9 protein-coding genes are annotated in these 16,897 nt (G+C 38.9%); 1 reads left to right on the forward strand and 8 read right to left on the reverse strand.

Annotated features, from left to right (window positions below):
* Positions 1 to 90: 90 nt before the first annotated feature.
* The 4 genes from EG346_RS08725 to tsf form a co-directional block, all read right to left on the reverse strand.
* The gene (locus EG346_RS08725) at positions 91 to 2,934 is read right to left on the reverse strand and encodes a T9SS type B sorting domain-containing protein (protein WP_123878055.1); all 2,844 of its coding nucleotides are present in this window, start codon (positions 2,932 to 2,934) and stop codon (positions 91 to 93) included.
* Between the two features lie 137 nt (positions 2,935 to 3,071).
* Positions 3,072 to 5,933 (reverse strand): T9SS type B sorting domain-containing protein, encoded by a 2,862-nt coding sequence (locus tag EG346_RS08730; RefSeq protein WP_123878057.1) that lies wholly within the window; start codon positions 5,931 to 5,933, stop codon positions 3,072 to 3,074.
* Between the two features lie 77 nt (positions 5,934 to 6,010).
* Positions 6,011 to 9,361 (reverse strand): FIDD domain-containing protein, encoded by a 3,351-nt coding sequence (locus EG346_RS08735; RefSeq protein WP_123878059.1) that lies wholly within the window; start codon positions 9,359 to 9,361, stop codon positions 6,011 to 6,013.
* A 196-nt stretch (positions 9,362 to 9,557) separates the two neighbouring features.
* On the reverse strand, positions 9,558 to 10,385 hold the full coding sequence (tsf, locus tag EG346_RS08740; RefSeq protein ID WP_073329327.1) for a translation elongation factor Ts: 828 nt from the start codon (positions 10,383 to 10,385) through the stop codon (positions 9,558 to 9,560).
* Positions 10,386 to 10,530: 145 nt separating this feature from the next.
* Between tsf and EG346_RS08745 the strand changes: the two genes are divergently transcribed.
* Positions 10,531 to 11,259: a DUF6759 domain-containing protein gene (locus EG346_RS08745; protein WP_073329330.1), complete on the forward strand. Its 729-nt coding sequence runs from the start codon at positions 10,531 to 10,533 to the stop codon at positions 11,257 to 11,259.
* Positions 11,260 to 11,321: 62 nt separating this feature from the next.
* Here the strand turns inward: EG346_RS08745 and EG346_RS08750 are convergent, their stop codons facing one another.
* The 4 genes from EG346_RS08750 to EG346_RS08765 all read right to left on the reverse strand — a co-directional run bounded on the left by EG346_RS08750 (position 11,322) and on the right by EG346_RS08765 (position 16,897).
* Positions 11,322 to 12,278 (reverse strand): acetyl-CoA carboxylase carboxyltransferase subunit alpha, encoded by a 957-nt coding sequence (locus EG346_RS08750; RefSeq protein WP_073329332.1) that lies wholly within the window; start codon positions 12,276 to 12,278, stop codon positions 11,322 to 11,324.
* A 48-nt stretch (positions 12,279 to 12,326) separates the two neighbouring features.
* Complete coding sequence (gene gltX, locus EG346_RS08755) at positions 12,327 to 13,835, reverse strand: glutamate--tRNA ligase (protein WP_123878061.1); 1,509 nt, start codon at positions 13,833 to 13,835, stop codon at positions 12,327 to 12,329.
* A 132-nt stretch (positions 13,836 to 13,967) separates the two neighbouring features.
* On the reverse strand, positions 13,968 to 14,876 hold the full coding sequence (locus EG346_RS08760; RefSeq protein ID WP_123878063.1) for a glycosyltransferase family 2 protein: 909 nt from the start codon (positions 14,874 to 14,876) through the stop codon (positions 13,968 to 13,970).
* A 77-nt stretch (positions 14,877 to 14,953) separates the two neighbouring features.
* Positions 14,954 to 16,897: a hypothetical protein gene (locus EG346_RS08765; protein WP_123878065.1), complete on the reverse strand. Its 1,944-nt coding sequence runs from the start codon at positions 16,895 to 16,897 to the stop codon at positions 14,954 to 14,956.

Here is a 16,897-nt window from a genome sequence, read left to right on the forward strand (position 1 = left end):
TTTAATAATAAAATGTATTCATTCCCTGAAAAAGTAATAAAAAAACCGCGATGTTAAAATCGCGGTTTTGAAATGGATGGTGTTACGTGTTTATTCTCTGCTTTTGACAAGGATCCATCCGGTATATTTTACAGCGGTCTGCTTGCCGGAAGGTTCATTCCACCGGATCTCAAACCAATAATTTCCGGTAGAAACTCTTTTGCTTCCTCCTAAGGTTCCGTCCCATTTATAACCATTGGTTTTATCGCCCTGGAATATTTTACTTCCATATCGGTCGAAAATAGTAAACTCCAGATTCTTTTTGCCTGATAATAAAGAGTAATCCAGGACGTCATTCACGCCGTCATCGTTGGGGGTAATCGCATTGATCAGATTAGGAATAGTAATTTCCACTTTTACAGGTTCGCAATTATAACTGTCTTTTACATACACCGCAGGAGTGCCTCTGGCGACGTCTGCAAATATATTGGAATCCTGCCACTGGATATTATCCAGAGAATATTGATAGGGAGGGTTTCCGCCTATTGCATAGACCGTCACTGTCGTGTTTGAAATCTCAATATTAGATACAACCGGTTGCTCTGAAGCATATACCTTAACAGTTTGAAGGGTGATACAGTCTCCTGTTTTCAGCTTTACCCAGTAGTTGCCTACTCCTGCATTTTGAATAGTTTGTGTTGTTGCCCCGGTGCTCCATTCATACCCATTGAATCCCGGACCTGCGTCCAGTGTTGTTTTATCCTCGACACAGATAATTTTATCCACCAGAACAGCCGATTTTACAGGAGGCAGAACGGTCAGTGTAACCTCTGCAATTCTGTAGCAGCCGTTAGCATTGATCACTTTTACATAAGCTACTCCAGTGGGAGCAATATAATTGGTGGGATTTAAAATCTCATTGGTGCTGTTATCTGCATCTGTTGGAGAGGGATAATATTTTTTGGTAACTCCCGGCTGCATTGTGACAGAGGCATTCGTTAAATTGAACAATCCGGTAGCCTGGTTAGCTTCCAGAAAGCATGTTCTTAAAGAAGCATTGTTGACAACAGGACTTTCTGAAACAGTTAAATTCAAGGTCACTTGCTCGCAGTCTGTAAAATTAGGGTTGTTTCCACAGAATTTATAAACAAAAGAATCAGGTCCAACATAGTTGAAAGCAGGAGCATAGCTGATAACACCAGTAACAGGATCAATGACAGCATTGCCATTAACTGGTGGGGTAATGATGGTTACGGTACCTGGAACCACGGACTGGGTAGAATTTGTAAACGTTGGAACAATCAACTTAACCCCGTCACATACCGTCTGGTTTAATGTAGTTTCTGTAAGACAGGTATATACTTTATAGACAGGCGTTATAATGGGAGGACAAGACCCCACTGTTATTTTGACAGTATATTCTCCAGATTGAGTAGGTGTATAAGAATTGCTTACTGCTCCTGTAATGGGAACATTGTCTTTATACCATTGATAAGAATCAAAACTGTCATCTAATTCCAGGACAATTCCGGGAATACAGTCTCCGGTTTGCTTGGCAATAACAGGAATCGAAGAAAATCCTGCAAAATACCCTCCATAACCAACAACACCACTTCCACCGGAGATTCCTGCAGTGACAGCTTTTGAAGAGGTGATGGTCATATTTCCCGTAACGTTCGGTACAGAATAAGATACCCATGATGAAGTTCCCAATACCGGATAGGGGCCCTGAGCGGCTGGAGGAGTTCCTCCGTTTACGGTAACGGTAGCACCTGTCTCTGTAAGGATATTGAGTTTAACATTATTGGTGGTAGGAGGTAAGATATTAATATTTCCAATTTCATCAATTTTTCTTGGAAGATAGCAGTTCAACGGAGGAATATAATTGAACCCGATCGTAGCATTACTCGTTGCAACGCCTGCTAATAGCTGGTACACGTAAACATTTTTCGTTGTTTTAATGTACATATTATAATGGTTATTGCCCTGATTGATATAATTGGTATTGTTCAGCTTATTAACCCTGTAGCTTTCTCCTTCGCTAAGTGTAATTGCCGGGGTGGCTCCATTATTAATGAATACCTGGGTGCCGCCTTCAGTAGCAACAATCAAAGCATCTTCCATTCTTTCGCTAATATCTCCGTTTCCTTTTACAAGAACGAATTCATTTCCCAGTCTGTCTACTGGTACGGACTGGTCCATTACAATATCAGATCCGTCAAAGATAGAACCTGGGGGAATGATTGCAAACTGGCCGTTGAAATTTCCGTTCGTCACAGAAATAGGTTTGTCAGCCTCTATTTTGGCTCCGATGAAGCCTTCTTTATTTCCGGACTTATCACCAATTCCTTCAATAATATAGGATTGACCTTTATTAAGAGTGAATGTTAAACTGGGATTGGATACCCCTGTCCATCCGTTGGTAAATATGACGTTGTCAGAATAATCTGAAACGGTAACCACCGTATTGTCTTCCGTAGCCATAATACCGGTCGTGAAATTTAAGGCAACAACTGGGTTTTCTATAGGGGAAACTACTGCATAAAACTTTTTACCGATTCCTGCTTTTCCCTTAGAGGTTAAAATTTCACCATGGCTGGTAACAGAAAATCTGAAGGTTGCGAAATAGGGTTTTGTCCCTTTTGTGTAAAGCCCCTTGTTTACAGGAACGAACAGTTCAGAAGTATTGCTTGTGATAATGCTTCCCAAAGGAATCTGAAAGGTCTGGGGAGCTCCTTTAGCAACGTTTACTGTTCCAAGAAGGGTATTGTTGCTGTAGATTTCTATAGGGAATGGAGTGGTAGAGTCTGTTGAAAAATAAAGGGCCTGTTGAGGAGAACTTACATTGGAGCTTCGGGCCGCCATCGGGGCAAACCAGTGTTCTGTATCTCTTTGGGCAAAAAGGGGATTAATAGCTGTCAACAGCAAAAGAAAAGTAAGTAAAAATATTTTCATTTATTTGGGAATTAGGATTCCCGCAAAAATAGGAGAATATTTAATGTGGTATTATAAAATGTTTAAAAAATATGGATTTTGGATTAAAAAAAAACCGCGATTTCAAATCGCGGTTAAATATTTATAGTCAGAATGGATTATTCAATGTTTTTAACTAAAATCCATCCGGTATACTTAATTGGAGTTTTTTCTTTATTGGATTCATTCCAGTTGATATGATACCAATAGGTTCCGGTAACCAGTTTTTTATCATAGTGTCTTCCGTCCCATTTGTAATTGTTGAATTTGTTTCCGGTGAAGATCATATTTCCGTATCGGTCATAGATGACAAAAGTAAGGTTTTCTTTGTAGGCTAATTCACTGTAGTCTATAAAGTCATTTTTATTATCACCGTTAGGAGTTATTGCGTTGATCAAATTCGGAATTGTTACTTCTACGGTTGTAGGATCACAATTATAAACATCTTTTACATAGAATGTATGCTGACCTCTTGTGAGACCTGTAAATATATTAGAGTCCTGCCAGTTTGTTGGGGTATCTACTGCATATTGGTAAGGAGCTTTTCCTCCGTTTACAACCACTGTAGCTGTAGTATTTGAAATTTCAATCTTGGTAATGACAGGATCTTCAACTTTTCTTACTCTCACGATCTGCGTCAGAAAACATCCGTTTTTGCCCAGAATTACAGTGTATTCCCCAATTCCTACATTCTGTATAGCAGGTGTTGTAGCCCCTGTATTCCATTGGTAAGAATCATATCCCGGACCTGCATCCAGATTTGTTTTGCTGTCTGCGCAGATAAACTGATCCACAAGGATTGGTGATTTTTTGATTGGCAGAGGGATCAATTCAATTTTTGCGTTGGCCGTACATCCTTCGTTGGTCGTTACTTTTACATAAACGAATCCGCCGGCAGATGGATAATTGGCTGGAGTGGTAATCTCGTTGGTTCCTGCATTAAGATCAGCCATCGACGGATAGTATTTTTTTACTACCGGATTATAATCAGTAACGCTAGCCTTGGTAAGATCAAAATAAGCATACGGATCTACATCATACTGACATGCTTTGATGATAGCATCTCTCACTACAAAAGGAACAACCGTAAGGTTTAAGGTAATTTGTTCACAGTCTATAAATTCAACACCATTTCCACAGAATTTATAAACAATCTGGTCCGCCCCATAGTAATTGGTTGTAGGAGTATAGGTGATGGTTCCGTTTGAATTCACCACGGCAGTACCATGGGCAGGAGGGGTAATAATAACCAGTGTTCCTGGTACTACAGTCTGTGTTGAAGAGGTAAATGCAGCAGTGATCACCTTAGTGGCACAAGCATTCAATGTTTGTGTTGTCAGTTTTAAACAGCTAAATACCTTATAAATCGGGGTTGTAACAGGCGGACATGTCCCCATGGTTACTTTTACCGTATAGTTTCCGGCCGTTGCAGGTGAGAATGTATTGGCCGTGGCTCCTGTGATCGCTGTTCCGTTTAAGAACCACTGGTAGCCTTCGTAGCTATCATCTACCTCAAGTATAATGCCTGGTGCACATTCTCCGGAACGTTTAGCAATGACCGGGATGGAAGAGAATCCGGCGAAGTAGCCTCCGTATCCTACAGCACCACTTCCTGCAGAAATACCTGCAGTAACGGCTTTAGTAGAGGTAACGGTAACGTTTCCTGTCACGTTGGGAACAGAGTAAGACACCCATGCTGTAGTTCCTGTCACAGTGAAAGGTCCCTGAACGGTTGGTGCAGGTGCTCCGTTTACGGTAACATTAACAATTGCTCCGGCTTCAGTAAGTACATTTAATTTAACATTTTTTGTACCACTTGAGCTGCTTTCAGGAAGTTGATTGATCAATCCTATTTCGTCAATTTTTCTTGGTAAGAAACAATTCAAAGGGGGAATATAATTGAATCCTTCTGTTGCTGTACTGTTGGGAAGACCAGCCAGAAGCTGATACACATAGGCATTTTTAGAAGTTTTGATATGCATATTAAAGTGCGAACTCCCCTGGTCTATATATGGGAATACATAGCTGCCACCTGCTCCCTGGCCTACTCTATACCATTGTCCTTCATTCAGGGTTTGAACAGGAGTAGTAGATCCGTTAAGGTAAACTTGTGTATTATCTTCGGTCGCAATGATTAATGCATCCTCGTCGCCGTCATTGTCGTCTCCGTTTCCTTTTACTAGAACGAATTCATTTCCCAATCGGTCCGTAGGAACAGACTGGTCCATCACAATGTCAGAACCTGCCGAGCCAGCAGAAGACGGAAGCGCAAACTGTCCGTTAAAGTTTCCGTTTGTAACTGATATCGGTTTATTGGATTCTATCTTTGCACCAATAAAACCCGTGGCATTCGTTCCGGTATTATCGCGGCCCTCAATGATATAAGCTTGTCCCTTATTAAGGGTAAATGTCATCGTTGGGGTTGTCGTTCCTGTAGTACCGTTGGTAAACTGTAATCCTGAACTATATCCTGAAACGGTAACCGTTGTATTATCTTCAGTTGCTAAAACTCCGGCTGTGAAATTTAAATAAATAATAGATTGCCCTGTCATTGGAGTCGAAGCAGCATAGAATTTCTTTCCGATTCCTGCCTTTCCCTTAGAGGTTAATATTTCTCCATGGCTGGTAACACTAAATCTGAAATTGACATAATATGGTTTTAAACCTTTAGTGTAAATTCCTTTACCAACAGGTTTAAACATATCAAGGGGTTCCATTGTAATCATGGTAGCAGTTGATATGTCAAACACTTTAGGGTCGCCTTTCATGATCGTAACCGTCCCAAGCAATGCCCCGTTACTATATATTTCCACAGGAAACGGGGTTACAGAATCCGTAGAAAAATATAAAGCCTGTTTGGGACTTATCAATGCAGATGGTTTTGCCGCCATAGGGGCGAACCAGTGCTCCGTATCCCTTTGTGCAAAGACGGTATTAATTGATAAAAGAAGTAATACTAAGGTGAGTAGAAATCTTTTCATGTGTGTGGAATTAGGATTTCTACAAATTTAAAATAATATTTGAAATAGTATTAAATAAATATAACAAAAGTTAAAAATTAATCACGATTTTTAATTAAAAGCCATCCCGAATATGAAACTGGCAATTTCGTGTCAGGTTCTGTCCAGGTAATTACATACCAATAGGTTCCTGTAGGAAGACTCCTTCCGTTGGCCTTACCATCCCATACGTAATTCTTATCGGAAGACTTATAAACAGACGCTCCGTAGCGATCCGCTACCTCAATTTTCACATTCTGCTTGATCCTTAGATCAGAATAATTAAGAACATCATTGAGTCCGTCACCGTTAGGGGTAATGGCATTAACAAGATTCAGGACCAAAAATTCCTTGGTCACCGGCATACATCCGTCTGAGCCCAGTACATAGACCTTATGGATACCTCTTGAAAGATTCATGAAAACATGGGAAGACTGATAATTCATTCCATCCAGAGAATATTGATAAGGAGCAGTTCCTCCCGTCACATAGACTGTCGCAGTAGAGCCTGAAGTATCTACCCTTGTAATGGTTGGAGCCTGAGCCGTTGTTACACTTACCGTCTGGCGGTATACACATCCGTTGGACCCAAGATCTACATAATAATTTCCCGCACCTACGGTGATACTCTGCGTTGTTGCTCCGTTGCTCCATAGATAAGATGAGAAGCCAGGTCCTGCATCCAATACTACTTTTTCATCTGAACAAACCACCTGGTTGTTGAGTCTGTTAGATTTTTTAGGTGTTTTTAAATTAAGTTTTAAAGTTCCGGTAGCCGGACATGCCGTATTGCTTTGAAATCTTACATAATAAGTATGGACCGAAGTAATATTCTGAGTAGGGGAGATTGCGTTGGTTCCTGCCTGCGCATCAGCCAGTGAAGTATGGAATGATAAGATCACCGAAGGATCTGCAGTAAATAAATTTTTATAATCATTAAGATTGGCAGATTCAGATCCGCTGAGGTCATTATCGCAGACATCCGCTGTCACAGAATTGGTGATTAATGGAATTTTATTTCCAATGGTAAAATTGATCTGTCCAAGTGCTGCAGGACAGTCCCCTATGTTTGGGGTTACTCTTACATAAACGGTTGTATTGGCATTATAAGTCCAGTTAGCGGGAAGGGTATTGTTATTTCCTGCAGTAGCATCTGCCTGAACGAGGTAATATTGTACGGTGAAATTGGCTGAATTGCTTACAATCTGGGGAGTTACAGTGGCGAAATTTACACTGATGATTCCGTCAAAATTATCATCGCAGAAGCTTGCGTTAAAATTACTGGTGTTCACATTAGGTGAAGGATTCAGGGTTAAGGTGATCTGTGCTGCCTTAGTACATCCAAAGGCTGAGGTTACGTTAGCATAAATGGTTCCGGCAGGACCTGAATAGGTGGCAGGACTTGTAATCTGTCCGGTTAAATTAGCATTGGTATAATAGGTTGCTGTCGTCCCAGTATCCGGACTTAAAATAGCGGTTGTGAGGTTAAAAGTTCCGTTTCCACTGGCATTGGCGCATGAAGAAAGATTAGCATTCTGAGTTTGAAGAACATCAATATTCATTACCACTTTGAAATACTCAAAATCAGTTGGGTTTCCGTTTCCATCAATATAATAAATGAAAGAATCTGTAGTATCCGTTGTAAGTCCGGCATTAGGAGTATAAGTGATCTGCCCGGTTGTAGGATTTACCGTAGCTGTACCATTGGTTGGCTGAGAAATAATACTTGTATGTGAAGGAACAATGGCCTGCGTAGAGGTCGTGAAAACAGGAGTGATCACTTTGGTATTACATGATCCGATATTGTATGTTGTTGTAGAGATCGGAGGACATAATGTATATTGGTATTCGGAAGTTAATCTGGATTCACAGTTATTTTTCGTGATATAACAGGTGTACGTTCCTGCCCCGTATAATTCGGGATTAATAAAATAAGAGGTCGCTCCTGGAATGAGAACACCATTGAAATACCATTGGTAGGCATCATAACTGTTGTCTACTTCAAGACGAATTCCTGCGTAGCAGTCTCCTGTTTTTGTAATGGCTGGGACCGAAGAAAATCCGGCGAAATAACCTCCGTATCCTACGGACCCATTTCCTGCTGCTATTCCTGCAGTGACAGGTTTTGTAGAGTTGACAGTAATATTTCCGGAAACATTCATAACAGAATAAGTGACCCACCCTGGATTTCCGGTTACAGGATAAGGACCTGTAGCTGCCGCAACCGGATTACCGTTGAGTGTTACCGCAGCACCTGCCTGTGTGATGATGTTAAGTTTGGTATCGTAGTAGGTAGTTCCGATTCTGTTAATAAAGCCTAATTCATTGATTTCTTTTGGCAGGAAGCAGCTTAAAGGCGGGATAAAATTCATTCCTCCTGTCTGATACACCGTACTTCCGGAAGTTCCGGCGAGAAGCTGGTATACGTAAACGTTTTTGCTGGAAGAAATGCTCATATTGTAATTTCCATTCCCCTGATTGATATAGCTGTTTCCTTCGATCATATAATATCCACCTGCATTAAGGTTAACGCCAGGTAAAGGATTTCCGTTGACAGTAAGGGTCGTATTATTTTCTGTAGCAATGATCAGGGCTTTTTCCATCCCTACAGTAGCCGGGCCATTTCCTTTTACCATGACGAAATCTTTTCCTAATCTGTCTACAGGAACAGCCTGATCCATCAGGATGTCTACATTGCTATTATTCTGGGTAGTATAAAGACCGTTGAAGTTTCCGTTCGTGACTGATACCGGTTTGTTGGCAACAAGCTTTGCGCCTAATAATCCTTTTCTGTTACTTGCTCCCCCCATATCGCTTGTGACATCAATGATGTAAGATTTTCCTTTGTTGATAGTAAATGTTCTGGTAGGCATGACGCTGCCGTCTGAGAAAACAACATCAGAATTATATCCGGATAGGGTAATAGTGGTATTGTCTTCCGTAGCAGTAACTCCTAGGGTAGAATTGACATAATCTTTAGGGAAAGTGGTAGGCGCAGTCCCTATGAAAAAAGTTTTTCCTATCCCGGCCAATCCTTTCGAAGTAATGATTTCAGCCTGGTTGGGAACTGAAAACCTGAAGTTGGCAAAGAATTTTTTAATTCCTTTTACATGCAGGCCCATTGAATTCTGGGTAAAAAGCTGGTTGGCCGTGGAAGCAATCATATAATTGCTTGGAATGGTAAGTTGTACGGGATTTCCTTTGCTTACCTGTACGGTAGAAAAAACAATATTGTTATTGGAAACCTGCACAGAAAACGGAACCGTCTCGTTGGTTGACAAATATAAATAACATTGCGGAGATCCCTGAAGGGAACTTGCTGACATAGGAGCAAACCAGTGTTCATTATCTAATTGTGCATTAACGAGTAAACAAAGAAAAGTGCAAATAGCTAGTAGAAATTTTTTCATGCTTTATTATAAGGGGCAGCAAATTTAAACATTAATAATCTATTTTCACCTTAAAATATTTCACAAATAGGCACTTATGATTATATTGTTGAAGATTTAAGATTCACGTCATATTGGGTTAACAGCAACAGATGATTCCATAAAAAAATCCCGGTGAAATATTCACCGGGATTCCGTATTATTTTTTGAAAGATAATTAAGCTAAGCTTATTCTTACAAATCCTGTTACTTTAAGGTCTGCGTTAACAGATTTTACATAGTCAGCAACAGAGATACTTCCGTCTTTGATGAAAGACTGGTGTACCAATGTGTTGTCCTTGTAGAATTTCTGCATTTTACCTTTAAGGATGTTTTCGATAATGTTTTCAGGCTTCCCTTCTTTTATAAGAAGTTCTCTTTCGATCTCTAATTCTTTATCGATTGTTTCCTGAGAAACTCTTGTTTCGTCTAAAGCGATAGGGTTCATTGCAGCAACCTGCATAGAAACAGATTTAGCAGCTTCGTCAGCTCCGTCTACTTTAGCAGAAAGGGCAGTGATAGCAGCGATTTTGTTTCCAGCGTGGATGTAAGCTCCCAAGAATGGTCCTTCGATTCTTTCGAAAGCTCCGATCTCGATTTTCTCACCGATAACTCCTGTTTGCTCGATTAATTTTTCAGCAACCGTAAGTCCGTGGAAATCTGTAGCTAAAAGCTCTTCTTTAGTAGCAGCAAAAATAGCCATTTCAGCTAATTCGTACGCTAGTTCAATGAATGCTTCATTTTTTGCAACAAAGTCAGTCTCGCAGTTTAGAGAGATAACAACACCTAAAGTGTTATCCTCGTTTACTCTAGCGATTACCGCACCTTCAGAAGATTCTCTGTCAGCTCTGTTAGCAGCTACTTTCTGTCCTTTTTTTCTAAGGATATCTACTGCTTTTTCGAAGTCTCCTTCTGCTTCAACTAGAGCTTTCTTGCAGTCCATCATACCTGCACCTGTTTGGTTTCTTAATTTCGCTACGTCTGCAGCAACTGGTGTATAAGACATAATATGTATTATTTTTTTTATTTAAGATTAGTAATAATTTTTAGCTTACTTTTAGAGCAGGGCAAAGATAATGATTTTAATGATAAACTAAAAAATGACTTTTCACGTTATTGATATATTTAATACTATTTTAAAGACTTGATTAATGAAAAAAATCTTTCTACTGATATTTCTATGCATTTTTACACTAGGTTTTTCACAAAAAAAGAAGAAATCGAAATCTAAGGCTGTCGTAGAAAAAGAAACAATCATCATCTATACAGAGCAGGATGCAGAGGCCTCAAAAGAGGCGAGAGTCATTGCCGGTTTCCTGAAACAAAATCCCGGACATGCCAAATCAGATTACTTTAAAAGAAAACTGATCGATATGATCATGGCAGATAATTCTCCTGAAGCAAAACCTACCATTAAACCTATCAGCAAGGAAAAAATTGAAAAGATTGTTAAGAATAATGAACTGAACAGTGGAAAAGTACTTGCCTCCAAGACAGGTACGACGACAGCTATTGCATCAAAACCAGAAAGAACTGTAAGCTATGCTTCCGCAGGATCTTCCAAAAGCGCTGGAGCAAGCAATAAGGCGGAGCCCAGCGAAGAGGCCAAAAGAACGGCAGCGATGCTTACCCATCTTTTCAATAATGATACCAATAAAAACGATGCTTATATTAACATTAAGAACAGATCAAGCTGTAATCTGATCGTGAAAATAAGCGGAAAAAAATATTATAACCTGACTGTTCCTGCAAAAGGACAGAATTTTATTCTGATTGATAAAGGAGAGTATGTACTGACTACAATGGTATGCGATGCAAAATATTCATCACTCAAAAAGATTGATAAGGATATAGAAATCGCACTCAATGTATCTGAATAATAAAATTAAGAAGACGATAAGCAAAAACGGTTAAGAAATAGTTCTTAACCGTTTTTATTTTTTTATCCTTTAAACTGTCCCATCGCAATGAATTTCTCCTGCCTTTGGGTTTCAAGTTCCTGTCCTGAGAATTTTGAAAAAGCTTTGATATTCTGTAAAATAGAATGTTTAAGATTCAGATAAGCTACTTCGGGATCATATTGAGCACCTCCAAGAGGTTCTTCTATGATTCCATCAATGAATTTTTCTCTTAAAGCATCTTTTGGGGTAAGGTTTAGTGCATTGGCTGCATCTTCCTTGTGATCCCAGTTTCTCCATAAAATGGAAGAACAGCTTTCGGGTGCAATTACGGTATACCAGGTGTTTTCAAGCATGTACACTTTGTTTCCTACTCCTATTCCTAAGGCACCACCACTTGCTCCTTCACCGATGATATAAGTGAAAATAGGAGTTTTAAGCTGAACCATTTCAAAAATGTTTCTGGCGATCGCTTCACCCTGTCCTCTTTCTTCAGCTTCTAATCCAGGATAAGCTCCCGGCGTATCTACTAAGGTCACTACAGGGATTTTAAATTTTTCAGCAAGCTTCATAAGTCGTAAAGCTTTTCTGTATCCTTCAGGATTCGGCATTCCGAATCTTCTGTACTGTCTTTCTTTGGTCGTTCTCCCTTTCTGGGTTCCGATGATCATTACTTTCTGACCATCCAATGTAGCTAAACCGCCGATCATTGCAGGGTCGTCTGCGAAATTTCTGTCTCCGTGAAGTTCCAGAAAACTTCCTTTATCTACCATTCCGTTGATATAGTCAATTGTATAAGGACGATCCGGATGACGGGATAGTTGTACTCTCTGCCAAGGGGTAAGATTTTCGTAGATTTCTTTTTTCTTTTCTAAAATCTTATCCTCAATCTGGCTGCATGCTAATTTTACATCAACACCACTTTCTTCTCCTACTAAAGAACAAGTCTGAAGTTGATCCATTAGATCTTTTATAGGAAGTTCGAAACTTAAATATTCCATTTCTTGAAGTAAATTAAATCTTTCAAATTTATGAAAAATTATGAAAAACTATTTAAAATTATTGATAGCATTGTTTATTCTGGAGATAGACTCCTCTTTTCCAATAAGTTCCATGATATCCGGAACGTCAGGACCTTTCAGTTCTCCTACTAAAGATAAACGAAGTGGCATCATTACTTTTCCCATTCCCAGGCCTTTGTTTTCCGCGAAATCATGGATCGCCTGCTTTACAATTTCTGAAGTAAATTCAGTGGTCGTAAGATTTTCTGCTAATTCACCTAAAACAGCAGACGTTTCATCATTCCAAGCTTTTTTCGATGCTTTCTCATCATAAGAAACGGGAGCTTCGAAGAAAAATTTTCCGTTTTCGTAAATATCTTTCGGGAAGGTAGCTCTTTCTTTCATCAAACCGATGATCCTGATTAATTTTTCATCAGAAACCGCAGACAAGTCAAGGTCTGTATTTTTTAAGATCTGAAGAAGTTCTTCATCAGATTTCAACTGAATATACTGGTGGTTGAACCATTCTGATTTTTCTTTGCTGAATCTGGCACCCGCTTTATGTACTTTGTGAAGATCAAATTCTTTGCACATTTCTTCCAGAGTCAAAATTTCTTTGTCATCCGCCGGAGACCATCCTAAAAGGGCAACCATATTGATGAAGGCGTCAGGAAGATATCCGTTTTCTCTGTACCCCTTAGAAACAATTCCCGTCGCAGGATCTTTGAAATCCAATGGAAATACAGGGAATCCGAACTTGTCACCATCTCTTTTACTTAATTTTCCTTTTCCTTCAGGTTTTAAGATCAATGAAAGGTGAGCAAACTGAGGAGCCTCCCAGCCCATTGCCTCATATAATAATTTGTGAAGTCCTAAAGACGGAAGCCATTCTTCTCCACGGATCACGTGAGAAATTTCCATTTCGTGGTCATCAATGATGTTGGCAAAATGATAAGTAGGCATTCCATCATTCTTGACAAGAACTTTGTCGTCTAATGTATTGGTATTGACCGCAGATATTCCGCGGATGATATCTTCAAGGTTCAGAATTCTGTCCACCGGCATCTTGAATCTTACCACATAAGGTGTTTTTTCATCAAGCAATTGCTGAACTTCCTCTTCAGTAAGTGCAATACTGTTTCTCAGTCGGTTTCTGGTTTTGTTGTCATAAGAGAAAACATCTCCCTTTGCTTCAAACTCAGCACGGATAGCATCCAGTTCTTCAGGCGTGTCAAAAGCGAGGTAGGCATAGTTTGTTTTCAGGATCTGCTCAGTATATCTGTCGTAGATATCCCTTCTTTCAGACTGTCTGTAAGGCGCAAATTTCCCTCCTTTCTTCGGGCTTTCATCAGGAATGATTCCGCACCATTCTAGAGCTTCCTCAATGTATTCTTCAGCTCCTTCTACATATCTCGCCGTATCTGTATCTTCAATTCGAAGGACAAATTCGCCACCCTGGTTTTTGGCAAAAAGATAATCATATAATGCGGTTCTTACGCCTCCCAAATGCAAAGGTCCGGTAGGACTTGGAGCAAAACGAACTCTTACTTTCTCCATTTCAATTAAAATTTTGGTGCAAATTTACTTAAAATTATATGTTTTTAGGATTATTTACAGGTTGGTTATTGGCTTTTTTTGATTTCAGAGATTAAAAAAGGATGAAGTTAAAAATTACTCCATCCTTTTGATTTATTTTTTTAGCATCAGCAGTTTAAAGAATAAGACAGGATTTTTGTACTTGACCTTATACTTTTCTTTTTTCCATTCCATCTGCAGTCTTGCTTTTTCCGATTCCGAGTTTGTTTCGGATAATTGGATTTCGTAGTTGAAATGGATAAGCTTAAGCCTGTATTTTTTATAAAGTTCCTGGTCAGCTTTAATGTAGTCTATGTATTTATGGGTCACTTTCTCATAAGAATCTTTCATCAGCTTCCAGTTTCTCGATAAACTGGTGGAAAGAATTCTGTAGTAGAATAATTTTTTGTCGATAAATCCGATCTTATAGCCTTTGGAGGTCAGTCTGAGATTCATATCCCAGTCTTCAGTATTAATATTTTCATCAAAAGGATATTTTACCAAAAGTTCTCTTTTTACGAATGTTCCTACGTTGGACGTTTTATTTTCAGAGACATTTTCATGGAAAAAATTGGAAAGACTGTCGATGACCTGTTTTTTTTCTTTTGGAGTGTAGGCGTCAGTCGTTCTGTCTTCTGTCTGATAATATTTATAGCCGTCTGAAAGAATAAAATCTACCGGGTTTTCCTGAATATAGGATACTTTCTCCTTCAAACTATCTTCCGTATACCAGTCATCTCCCGAAAGCAGGGAAATATATTCTCCCGAAGCATGGGAAACTGCAATGTTAATATTTTTAGCCACCCCGAAACTTTCGGTATTCCTGATCATTTGATAATGCTGCCCGAATTGTGAAAGCACCTTCTCTGCATTTTCAAAGGTTTTATCTTTCGAAGCGTTATCCAGCAGAATAATTTCATAGTGAGGGTAGGTCTGCGAAATGGCGGACATGCAGGCCTGTTCGATGAACTTTTCATGGTTCATGGTGATGATGATGAGGCTTACAAGCGGCGGATTGTTCATTGTTTAAACTGTTAATGATTTTTCTGTATGTAGGATGAATAAGATATTCCAATTCAAAGATAATGGATTGATTGATTTTATTGCATCATGCTATATATTTTTGTCAATATCATATCTTCCACATTATTGACAGGAATACCACTTTGCCCATAAATGAAAAAGCTTTCATACCCTTCATAGTTTGGAACAGATTTATTAATGTGCCATTGTACGGGAAGATAGCTTGATACATCATTGGAATACCCCAATACCGTTAATTTTAAATTTTGAAAATGACTGTATAAATCAATTGCGTATTGAGAGACAGCTTCCCGGCTCAGGGCTATAATGTTCCAGTCCCCTATTTTTAAAATTTGAATATAGACAGTTGCTGATTTGGAAAGGGTACCGGAAGTATATTGATTAATAATTTTATTGGCCCATCTTACATTCCTTTCAGAGGCCTGGTCATATTTTCCGGTATTGGCCTTTTTAATATTGACAGCCCTATTGAACGTGAAATTGTTAAGAGGTACTGCAATAGAATCGAATTTAACGGTAATTTCTCCGCTGATATTGGATGATGATAAAGAAAATAAATTACTAAAATCTTGCGTTAGTTTAGTGGCTGTCTGATCCGGAGTATCTGATTTGTAAGGATTGATATCGCCTGCACATCCCTGCATAAATTGGACACTGTTAATGTTTTTTAACGTTCCTAGTTTATCTCTCGTGGCTCCAACATAGTTTGATGAAATCGTAATAAAGTCCCGTGCCTGACTATATGATACAGGATGAGTGCTTGCGCTCAGAATGGCACCATTTGCAATATTCGTATTGGTTTGTTTTGCAATAACCATGGTGATATTGTTATCTAATTCCTTCGTAATATCCGCTCTGTTATATCCAATATTCGTTTTACCTTTTACAAAGCTTAAACTGTTGTTTGATTTATTGTTAACGGCATTTTGTGTAGCTACTAAAACGGAATTTTTTACAATCTCAAGATATTTAGGATTGGGATTTTGATAGAATTCCTGGAGACAAGAGTAATTTTGAGATACCGGAGCATAATGGGTATGTGAACAATTAATTAAAATTGCGTTTTCATCGATATTATACAGGCTTTTTATTTCGGCTTTTATTGTATGTGAAAAAGAATAATTGATCCCGCATAAATCTAAGGTAATAATGAGTGCTTTTTTTGAGTTTTTTTCAAAATAAGAGGCATAGGCATAGATGGGTGTCTGGCTATGTTGTGAGTAATACAATTTATTGTTATTGGAAGTTGCGTACAGTTTATTTTTAGTATACGTGATATTTGATAAATAGTTACCATAAGTTGTATGGTTGGGAGTTCCAATTTTTAGCCATTTTTCATTAGCTGATAGTGAGGTAGTTCTTGTCCATAATTCATTATCATATTTAGACAATGCAATTAAATTGGATCCATCATTGGTTAATGATCTTACAGAATTAGCTTTCCCCAGATTGGTCCAGGGGGAACTCAACGGAGTAGCATCTCTTACCCACAAATTATTGTTTTTCGTAGTACCGTATAATTTATTATTTAAAAAGGTCAGCCCGGTAGTGTTATAGGCAGATCCAATATTGATCCATGGATTGTCGTTTTCTACCGCATCTCTCATCCACAATTTATTGTTTTTATCTGCACCATAGAGCTTCCCGTTTCCATAAGCGAGTGCGGTTACATAATATGCCGGTCCTATATAAATCCAGTTGGGATCACCGGAGCTGATTTCAGCCTGCCAAAGTTTGTTATTTCCTGTAGCAATATATAATTTTGTATCGGAGGAGCACATGGCAACAACATTTTTTGCGGTACCTGTTTCCATGAAGTTGATGCTGAATCTTCCTTGCTTGGGATCTCCGAATCCAGCGAGAGGAGAGGACAATATCGTAGAGTTGGGGTTAATCGGTTCTTTTGAAAATCCTACAAAATAGTTTTGTCCAAAGATGAAATTCTGAAGCAAAAATACGAGTATAAAACTTTTAAAAAGCAGTACTTTAGTTTTAGACAT

The organism is Chryseobacterium carnipullorum, assembly GCF_003815695.1.
Lineage (GTDB): Bacteria > Bacteroidota > Bacteroidia > Flavobacteriales > Weeksellaceae > Chryseobacterium > Chryseobacterium carnipullorum.